This window comes from Pseudomonas sp. NPDC089554 (genome assembly GCF_050280645.1).
Classification (GTDB): Bacteria; Pseudomonadota; Gammaproteobacteria; order Pseudomonadales; family Pseudomonadaceae; genus Aquipseudomonas.
The window spans coordinates 1-8,792 of record NZ_JBNNVR010000141.1 but is presented as its reverse complement, the minus strand read 5'-3'; the positions used below and the strand labels follow the sequence as shown (position 1 = coordinate 8,792).

Genomic DNA, 8,792 nt, shown 5'->3' with positions numbered 1-8,792 from the left:
GCCGATGAAGCGGTCGGGGTAGAGCAGGCCGAACTCGGGGTGGTTCCAGCGAACCAACGCCTCGGGTTGAATGCCGAGTACACGCCGTAGGTCAGGCCGCGTTTTTCACGCACTTCAGCCATCAGCCGGGTGCCGAAGGCGCCACCGCCGAGGATCTGGTTGCCCAGCGACAGCGCAGGCCAGTCCGGGTCCTGGCGGGTGATGCCCAGCTGGGCGAACATCAGGTGGGTTTGCTTGGTCGGGAACTCGATATGAGTGACCCCGGCCTTGGGCGCTTTCGGCTCGGCAGGGGCGGCCAGGGCTGGCCCCTGGGGCAGGGCGGCGGACACCTGGGCGGCGACGGCCTCGGCCTCGCTACGACTGAGGTCGCCGACCAGGGCGATCACCGCGTTGCCTGCGGCATAGCCCTTGGCATGGAAGGCGCGCAGTTGCTCCAGGGTGATGCCCGAGATGCTTTGTGCGGTGCCGTCGGTGGGGTGGGCATAGGGGTGGTCGCCGTAGAGCTTGGCGAACAGGGTCTTGCCCGCGATCTTGCCGGGGCTCTGCTTTTCATATTCGAAGCCGGCCAGCAATTGGTTGCGGATGCGCTCCAGTGCGTCCTGGGGGAAGGTTGGTTTGCCGACCACTTCGGCAAACAGCTTCAGCGCCGGTTCGCGCTTGTCGGTGGCGCTCAGGCTGCGCAGCGAGGCCACGGCCATGTCGCGGTAGGAGCCATTGCCGAAGTCTGCACCCAGGCCCTCGAAGCCTTGGGCGATGGCGGTGACATCCTTGCCGGCGACGCCTTCGTTGAGCATGGCGTTGGTCAGCGTGGCCAGGCCCGGGGTGCCGCCGTCCTGGCTGCTACCGGCGGCGAAGGTCAGGCGCAGGTCGAACATCGGCAGCTCGCGGGCTTCGACGAACAGCACCCGCGCGCCTTCGGCGGTGGTCCAGTGCTGGATGTTCAGCTGGCGCCGGCTGGGCGCCTTGCCGTCGAGCTCGGCCAGCGATTGCAGGGTGTTGGCCGGGCGTGCGGCGCTGCTGTCGGCCTTGGCCGCGTTGTCCGATTGCACCGGGCCGGCCAGCAAAACGGCCATGGCCACCACCGCGACGATGATGCCGACGCCGAACAGGGTGTAGCGGGGTGCGCTGCGATCACTCATGGGCGGACTCCTCGGGCAGGACGTGGGCAACGCTGAGGCGTTCGCGGGTGAAGTAAGTACGGGCGGCGGTCTGGATGTCTTGTGGGGTCACGCGCTTGAGCTCGTCGAGCTCGCTGTCGATCAGCTTCCACGACAGACCCACGGTTTCCAGCTGGCCGATGGTGGTGGCCTGGCTAGTGATGGAGTCGCGGTCGTAGACCAGCCCGGCGATGACCTGGGCGCGCACACGCTCGAGTTCTTCAGCGCTGGGCGGGGTGGTCTTGAGTTCGTCGAGCAATTGCCAGACGCCTTTCTCGACATCGGCGAGGGTTTTCTGCTTCTGCACGTTCGGGGTGGCCGATACCAGGAACAGGCTGTCGCCCCGGGTGAAGGCGTTGTAGCTGGACGAGGCGCCAGACACCAGTTCTTGTCCACGCTCCAGTTGTGCAGGCATGCGTGCGCTGTAGCCGCCGTCGAGCAGTGCGGAAATCAGGCGCAGGGCGTGGACGGTGCGTGGCTCTTTGGCGGTGGCCAGGCCAGGCACGTTGAAGCCATAGATCAGGCTGGGCAGTTGCGTGCGCACGTGCAGGGTGAGGTGGCGCAAGCCGGGCTCGGCCAGCTCCAGTGGCAACTTGGCCGGTGGCACCGCGCGCTTGGGAATGGCGCCGAAATACTTGTTCGCCAGGCCCTTGACCTCGTCGACGGTGACGTCGCCGACCACCACCAGGGTGGCGTTGTTCGGGGTGTACCAGGCTTCGTACCAGTGCCGCAGCTCTTCGATCTTCATGCGCTCGAGGTCGGCCATCCAGCCGACGGTCGGGGTGTGGTAGCCACTGGCCGGGTAGGCCATGGCGCGGAACAGCTCGAAAGCCTTTGCGTTGGGCTGGTCGTCGGTGCGCAGGCGGCGTTCTTCCTTGATGACTTCGAGCTCGCGGCTGAACTCGTCGGCCGGCAGGCGCAGGCTGGCCAGGCGGTCGGCCTCCAGCTCCAGGGCCACCGGCAGGCGGTCGCGGGCCAGCACCTGGTAATAGGCGGTGTAGTCATCGCTGGTGAAGGCGTTTTCCTCGGCGCCGAGGTCGCGCAGGATGCGTGAAGCCTCGCCGGGGCCGACCTTGGCGCTGCCCTTGAACATCATGTGCTCCAGGGCGTGGGACAGGCCGCTCTGGCCGGGGCTTTCATAGCTGGAACCAACCTTGTACCAGATCTGCGACACCACCACCGGGGCGCGGTGGTCTTCACGCACGATCACCTTCAGGCCGTTGTCGAGGATGAATTCGTGGGTGGGCTGCGCGTCGGCAGCCAGGGCCGCGAGCGGCAGGCAGAGCGTGCTGAGCAACAGGCCAGCGGCGCGGCGGGCTAGAGCATTCATACGATGGATAACCTGTACGGCGGCCCGCGTGGGTTTAGCGTCGGCGGGCCAGGAGGTGCTAGGATACTGATCCGGTTGCCTGGCGACCATGCCTGTCGCCGTTCTGGCCCGCAGGTCTGTTCGACAAAACGTTGCGCATGAACCAGCCGGCTGAAAAACAGTCTGTTCTGCGTTTAGAGAATTCCCGGTGCGCCGCCAGTGGCGCATCGCCACCCTGAGATAGCCGTCTTCCATGTTTGGTTCCAACGACGACAAGAAAGCGCCGGACGAGTCCGGTGAAAAGAAAGGCCTGTTCGGCTGGTTCCGCAAGAAACCGCAGCAAGCTGTCGCCGAACAGCCGCAAACCCCTGAGCCACAGGCTGTCGAGCCGGTTGCACCGCAGGCGCTCGTCGAGCAGCCTGGCGCTGTCGTGGCCGAGTCTGCGCCCGCGCCTGTCGAGGCCCCGGTAGCTGCCCAGCCCGTCGAGCCTGTCGAAACCCCAGAGCCCCCGATTGAAGTGGCCTTGCCCGCAGCCGAGCCTGCGCCCGCTCCGGTTATCGCGCACCAGGCACCGATCGAGGCAGCCCCGGTCGATGCGCCGATCAGCAATCTGGTCCTGCCCGTGCCCGAAGAGCCCGTGGCCCTGGTGCCTGACCTGGAGGCGAAAGCACCCCCGGCCATTCCCGAGCTGCCGGCCGAGCCCGAGCCCGAGCCGGTCGCAGCCCTGGCCCCGGTTGCTACCGAAGCCAACAAACCTGGCTTCTTCGCCCGTCTCAAGCAAGGCCTTTCCAAGACCAGCGCCAGCATCGGCGAGGGCATGGCCAGCCTGTTCATGGGCAAGAAGGCCATCGACGACGACCTGCTCGATGAGATCGAGACCCGCCTGCTCACCGCCGACGTGGGCGTGGAGGCCACTTCCACCATCGTCCAGAACCTGACCCAGAAGGTCGCGCGCAAGCAGTTGGCCGATGCCGATGCCCTGTACCAGTCGCTGCAAGCGGAACTGGCCGACCTGCTGCGCCCGGTAGAGCAGCCGCTGAAGGTCGAATCCCAGAACAAGCCCTACGTAATCCTGGTGGTCGGCGTGAACGGCGCCGGCAAGACCACCACCATCGGCAAGCTGGCCAAGAAGCTGCAGCTCGAGGGCAAGAAGGTCATGCTGGCCGCCGGCGACACCTTCCGCGCTGCGGCGGTAGAGCAGTTGCAGGTGTGGGGCGAGCGCAACCAGATCCCGGTGATCGCCCAGCACACGGGTGCCGACTCGGCCTCGGTGATCTTCGACGCCGTGCAGGCCGCCAAGGCCCGGGGTGCCGACGTGCTGATCGCCGACACCGCGGGGCGCCTGCACACCAAGGACAACCTGATGGAAGAGCTGAAGAAGGTCCGTCGGGTGATCGGCAAGCTCGATGCCGAGGCGCCGCACGAGGTGCTGCTGGTGCTCGACGCCGGCACTGGGCAGAACGCCATTAGCCAGGCCAAGTACTTCAACCAGAGCGTAGAGCTCACCGGCCTGGCCTTGACCAAGCTGGACGGCACCGCCAAGGGCGGGGTGATCTTCGCCCTGGCCAAGCAGTTCAACCTGCCGATTCGCTTCATCGGTGTCGGCGAAGGCATCGACGACCTGCGCACTTTCGAGGCCGAGTCGTTCGTCAAGGCCCTGTTTGCCGAGCGAGAGCACCCATGATCCGATTCGAACAGGTCGCCAAGCGCTACCCCAATGGCCATGTCGGCCTGCATGAACTGAGCTTCAGGGCGCGCCGCGGCGAATTCCTGTTCGTCACCGGCCACTCCGGCGCCGGCAAGAGCACCTTGCTGCGCCTGTTGCTGGCCATGGAGCGCCCGACCAGCGGCAAGCTGCTGCTGGCCGGCCAGGACCTGGGGCAGATCAGCAACGCACAGATTCCCTTCCTGCGTCGGCAGATCGGCGTAGTGTTCCAGAACCACCAGTTGCTGTTCGACCGCACAGTGTTCAACAACATCGCCCTGCCGCTGCAGATTCTCGGGCTGTCCAAGCCGGAAATCGCCAAGCGCGTGGATTCGGCGCTGGAGCGTGTGTCGTTGTCCGACAAGGGCGACCTGTTCCCCGCCGACCTGTCCACCGGACAGCAGCAGCGGGTCGGCATCGCCCGGGCCATCGTGCACCAGCCTGCGCTGCTGCTGGCTGACGAGCCGACCGGTAACCTCGACCCGCGCCTGGCCGCGGAGATCATGGGCGTGTTCGAGGACATCAACCGCCTGGGTACCACGGTATTGATCGCCAGCCACGACCTGGCGCTGATCGCGCGCATGCGTCACCGCATGTTGACCCTGCAGCGCGGTCGCTTGATCGGCGATGGGGAGGCCGGCCAATGAGCAGCACACGTTCAACCAAGATGTCCGAGCGTGTCGCGCCCAAGGCCGCCGACCCGCAACCGGAAAAGAAGCCGCGCGGCAGCCATGACGACGACGGCCCGGATTTCCGCACCCTACTGAACGCCTGGCTGGAAAGCCATCGCGCGAGCCTGACCGACAGCCTGCGGCGCCTGGGTAAGCAGCCGATCGGCAGCTTCTTCACCTGCCTGGTGATGGCCGTTGCCCTGAGCATGCCCATGGGCCTGTCGTTGCTGTTGCAGAACGTCGAGAAACTCGGCGGTTCGTGGCAGCGCGCCGCACAGATTTCGCTGTACCTGAAGCTCGACGCCGGCAGCCGCGATGGCGAGGCCTTGCGTGATGAAATCAAAGGCATGCCGGGTGTCGCCGAGGCTCAGTACGTCAGCCGCGAAGAGGCCTTGCAGGAGTTCCAGCAGCAGTCGGGCCTGGGCGAGGCCCTGCGCGAATTGCCGGACAACCCTTTACCAGGTGTGGTGGTAGTGACGCCGACCGAAGTCGACAAGCCAGCGCTCGAAGCGTTGCGCCAACGTCTGTCGGAGCTGCCGCGAGTGGAAGCGGCGCAGCTCGACCTGGTGTGGGTGGAGCGCCTGGCGGCGATCCTCAAGCTGGGCGACCGCTTTGTCTTCGGCCTGGCAGTGATGCTGATTTCTGCCCTGCTTTTGGTAATTGGTAACACAATTCGCCTACATATCGAGAACCGTCGCGTCGAGATCGAGGTGATCAAGCTGGTCGGCGGCACCGACAGCTATGTACGGCGGCCCTTCCTTTATATGGGCGCGCTGTATGGCCTGGGTGCGGGCGTGCTGGCCTGGGGCATCCTGGCGTTCGGGCTGAACTGGCTGAACGACGCGGTGGTAGGGCTTTCCGGCCTGTATGGCAGCGATTTTGCCCTGGCAGGTGTACCAGGGTCCGATGGTCTATCGCTCTTGATTGGGGCAGTATTGTTGGGGTATATCGGTGCATGGATCGCGGTCGCCCGTCACCTGAACGAGTTGGCGCCGCGATAATGTTTTCTTGCCATCATTGACTTTCTTATCGTTATGGGAACTTACTTCGAGGTTTCCGGTCAATGTTGGCAGTGCCCACAAGGCACGAGTCTAGTGAGTCTGGAGGTACCTTGATGACCACTTCGTTGCAACCTGCCTATGCCCTGGTTCCCGGTGCAAACCTGGAAGCCTATGTGCATACGGTCAACAGCATTCCGCTGCTGACGGTCGAGCAGGAGCGTGAACTGGCCGAGCGTCTCTACTACGAGCAGGATCTTGAGGCCGCTCGGCAAATGGTAATGGCCCACCTGCGTTTCGTCGTACATATCGCCCGTAGCTATGCAGGCTATGGGCTGGCTCAGGCCGACCTTATCCAGGAAGGCAACGTTGGCCTGATGAAGGCGGTAAAGCGTTTCAACCCGGAAATGGGCGTGCGTCTGGTGTCCTTCGCGGTGCACTGGATCAAGGCCGAGATCCACGAGTTCATCCTGCGCAACTGGCGCATCGTCAAGGTGGCTACCACCAAGGCCCAGCGCAAGCTGTTCTTCAACCTGCGCAGCCAGAAGAAACGCCTGGCCTGGCTGAACAACGACGAAGTGCACCGTGTGGCGGAAAGCCTGGGCGTGGAGCCCCGTGAAGTACGCGAGATGGAAAGCCGTCTGAGCGGTCATGACATGGCCTTCGACCCGGCAGCGGATGCTGACGACGACAGCGCCTTCCAGTCGCCCGCGCATTACCTGGAAGACCACCGCTACGACCCGGCCCTGCAACTCGAGGATGCCGACTGGAGCGACAACTCCAGCAGCAACCTGCACGAAGCCCTCAGTGGCCTCGACGAGCGTAGCCGCGACATTCTCTACCAGCGCTGGTTGGCGGAAGAGAAGGCCACCTTGCATGAGCTGGCCGAGAAATACAGCGTGTCGGCCGAGCGTATTCGCCAGCTGGAAAAGAACGCGATGAACAAGGTCAAGGCGCTGATTACTGTCTGATCAGTGGCCTGGATTGAAGAAACCGCCTGTCCCTTACGGGGCAGGCGGTTTTTTGTTGCTGCTGTCAGGGCCTGCGCCCAGCCTCCAGCTGCATCAGGTAGCTGTTGCCACCCAGCTGGCTCATTTGTCGACGGATCCACCCTGCGCGGCTGGCCACATAGGCGCTGGGTCGGCTGGCACTCCACTTGAGCGGGCTGGGCAGCACTGCCGCGAGCTGGGCGGCCTGCTGGCGGCTCAGGCGGCTGGCATCGACGCCGAAGTGATAGCGCGCTGCCGCCTGGGCGCCAAATACCCCCGGCCCCCACTCGGCGCTATTGAGGTACACCTCGAGAATCCGCTCCTTCGACCAGAACAGCTCGATCAACCCGGTGAACCAGGCCTCCAGCCCCTTGCGCAGCCAGCTGCGACCCGACCAGAGAAACAGGTTCTTGGCCACCTGCTGGGTCAGTGTGCTGGCCCCGCGCACGCTGCCGCCGCGTTCGTTGTGCGCCAAGGCGGCCTGGATGGCGGGAATGTCGAAGCCCCAGTGGTTGGCGAAACGCTGGTCTTCACCAGCGATGACCGCCACTTTCAGCTCGTTGGAGATGTTGTCCCAGGGTTGCCAGTCGCGCTGCAGGTCGATTGATTCGCCGCCGAACCACGACTGTATTTTGCGCTCGACCATCAGCGCCGTGCCCGGTGGCGGTACCCAGCGCAGCACCAGCACCAGCACGATGCTGCCGGCGGCGAACCAGAGCAGGGCGCGAACGAGGCGGCGAATGAGGGATGACAGCATGTCGATAGCTTGGCCGGACCGGTGGAACGGGCCATTATACAGACCCCTTTCGAGGAGTCGTCCCATGCTTCGCAGCTTCCTGATGCTTGCCGCGTTCTTCGGCTTCACCGGTGTCGCCCTGGGTGCGTTCGCCGCCCACGGCTTGAAGAACCGCCTCACTGCCGATTACCTGGCCATCTTCCAGACCGGCGTGACCTACCAGCTGGTGCACACGCTGGCGATCCTGGCCGTCGCCGTACTCTCGGTGCACCTGCCGGGTCGCCTGGTAGGCTGGGCCGGTGGCCTGTTTGCCGTGGGCATCCTGCTGTTCTCCGGCAGCCTCTACCTGCTCACCACTACCGGCATTGGCAAGCTGGGTATCATCACGCCTTTCGGTGGCCTGTGCTTCCTTGCCGGCTGGCTGTGCCTGGGGTTGGCGGCCTGGCGCCTGGGTTGACCGAGTGGTCGGGAATCGCGACTAATGGTGCCCGCCGGCCTTGGGTTCACGCGCTGATCGGGGCTAGAATGCGGGCCCCAATGAACGATGGTGGCCGTGCGCATGCGCATTCAACTGAACGGTGAACCTTACGAATTGCCTGCCGGCGAGAGTGTCGCAGCCTTGCTGGGCCGGCTGGAGCTGGCCGGACGCCGGGTGGCCGTGGAGCTGAACCTGGATATCGTGCCGCGCAGCCAGCATGAGAGCACCCTGCTGAACGAAGGCGACCAGGTCGAAGTGGTGCATGCCATCGGTGGCGGTTAACCCGCCGCCAGCACTTCACCTGCAAGCCCTGCAACCTTTTCCGAGGAACAACGATGAGCAACGTTCGTAGCGACAAGCCCTTCACCCTGGCCGGGCGCACGTTCCAGTCGCGCCTGCTGGTCGGCACCGGCAAGTACCGTGACATGGAGGAAACCCGCCTGGCCATCGAGGCCTCGGGTGCCGAAATCGTCACCGTCGCCGTGCGCCGCACCAACCTCGGCCAGAACCCGGGCGAGCCGAACCTGCTCGACGTGCTGCCACCTAGCCGCTACACCATCCTGCCGAACACCGCGGGTTGCTATGACGCTATCGAGGCCGTGCGCACCTGTCGCCTGGCCCGTGAGCTGCTCGATGGCCATAACCTGGTCAAGCTGGAAGTGCTGGCCGACCAGAAAACCCTGTTCCCCAACGTGATCACCCAGGCGTCAACGCTGCCCCGCTCGAACGCGGCGCGGGCATCGGCAGGC

Annotated in this window: 9 protein-coding genes and 1 pseudogene; 7 read left to right on the top strand and 3 right to left on the bottom strand. The window is 64.9% G+C overall.

Annotated features, from left to right (window positions below; genetic code table 11):
- Positions 1–1,139, bottom strand: a 1,139-nt coding sequence (locus tag ACQKPE_RS25135) for a M16 family metallopeptidase (RefSeq protein ID WP_427669387.1), incomplete at its 3' end; no start/stop codon positions are given.
- Positions 1,132–2,487, bottom strand: a complete 1,356-nt coding sequence (locus ACQKPE_RS25130; RefSeq protein WP_427669386.1) for a M16 family metallopeptidase — start codon at positions 2,485–2,487, stop codon at positions 1,132–1,134. The genes ACQKPE_RS25135 and ACQKPE_RS25130, both read right to left, overlap by 8 nt.
- A gap of 232 nt (positions 2,488–2,719) precedes the next feature.
- Here ACQKPE_RS25130 and ftsY point away from each other — a divergent pair, with 232 nt between their 5' ends.
- The 4 genes from ftsY to rpoH all read left to right on the top strand — a co-directional run bounded on the left by ftsY (position 2,720) and on the right by rpoH (position 6,811).
- Positions 2,720–4,150, top strand: a complete 1,431-nt coding sequence (ftsY, locus tag ACQKPE_RS25125) for a signal recognition particle-docking protein FtsY (RefSeq protein ID WP_427669384.1) — start codon at positions 2,720–2,722, stop codon at positions 4,148–4,150.
- Positions 4,147–4,818, top strand: coding sequence for a cell division ATP-binding protein FtsE (gene ftsE / locus ACQKPE_RS25120; RefSeq protein WP_196162395.1), 672 nt, complete (start codon positions 4,147–4,149; stop codon positions 4,816–4,818). The genes ftsY and ftsE overlap by 4 nt, the downstream gene beginning before the upstream one ends.
- On the top strand, positions 4,815–5,843 hold the full coding sequence (ftsX, locus tag ACQKPE_RS25115) for a permease-like cell division protein FtsX (protein WP_427669382.1): 1,029 nt from the start codon (positions 4,815–4,817) through the stop codon (positions 5,841–5,843). The genes ftsE and ftsX overlap by 4 nt, the downstream gene beginning before the upstream one ends.
- A gap of 113 nt (positions 5,844–5,956) precedes the next feature.
- Positions 5,957–6,811, top strand: coding sequence for an RNA polymerase sigma factor RpoH (gene rpoH / locus ACQKPE_RS25110; protein ID WP_427669381.1), 855 nt, complete (start codon positions 5,957–5,959; stop codon positions 6,809–6,811).
- A gap of 64 nt (positions 6,812–6,875) precedes the next feature.
- On the opposite strand, the gene mtgA is transcribed toward rpoH, so the two are convergent.
- A complete protein-coding gene (gene mtgA / locus ACQKPE_RS25105) occupies positions 6,876–7,586 on the bottom strand; it encodes a monofunctional biosynthetic peptidoglycan transglycosylase (RefSeq protein ID WP_427669379.1) in 711 nt (236 codons plus the stop codon).
- A gap of 64 nt (positions 7,587–7,650) precedes the next feature.
- Here mtgA and ACQKPE_RS25100 point away from each other — a divergent pair, with 64 nt between their 5' ends.
- From ACQKPE_RS25100 to ACQKPE_RS25090, 3 genes and pseudogenes are all read left to right on the top strand, one after another.
- A complete protein-coding gene (locus tag ACQKPE_RS25100; protein ID WP_427669377.1) occupies positions 7,651–8,022 on the top strand; it encodes a DUF423 domain-containing protein in 372 nt (123 codons plus the stop codon).
- Positions 8,023–8,124: 102 nt separating this feature from the next.
- Entirely contained in the window at positions 8,125–8,325 is a 201-nt protein-coding gene (gene thiS, locus ACQKPE_RS25095; RefSeq protein WP_427669376.1) for a sulfur carrier protein ThiS, read from the top strand.
- 53 nt (positions 8,326–8,378) lie between these two features.
- A pseudogene (locus ACQKPE_RS25090) lies at positions 8,379–8,792 on the top strand (hypothetical protein); the annotation flags it as partial.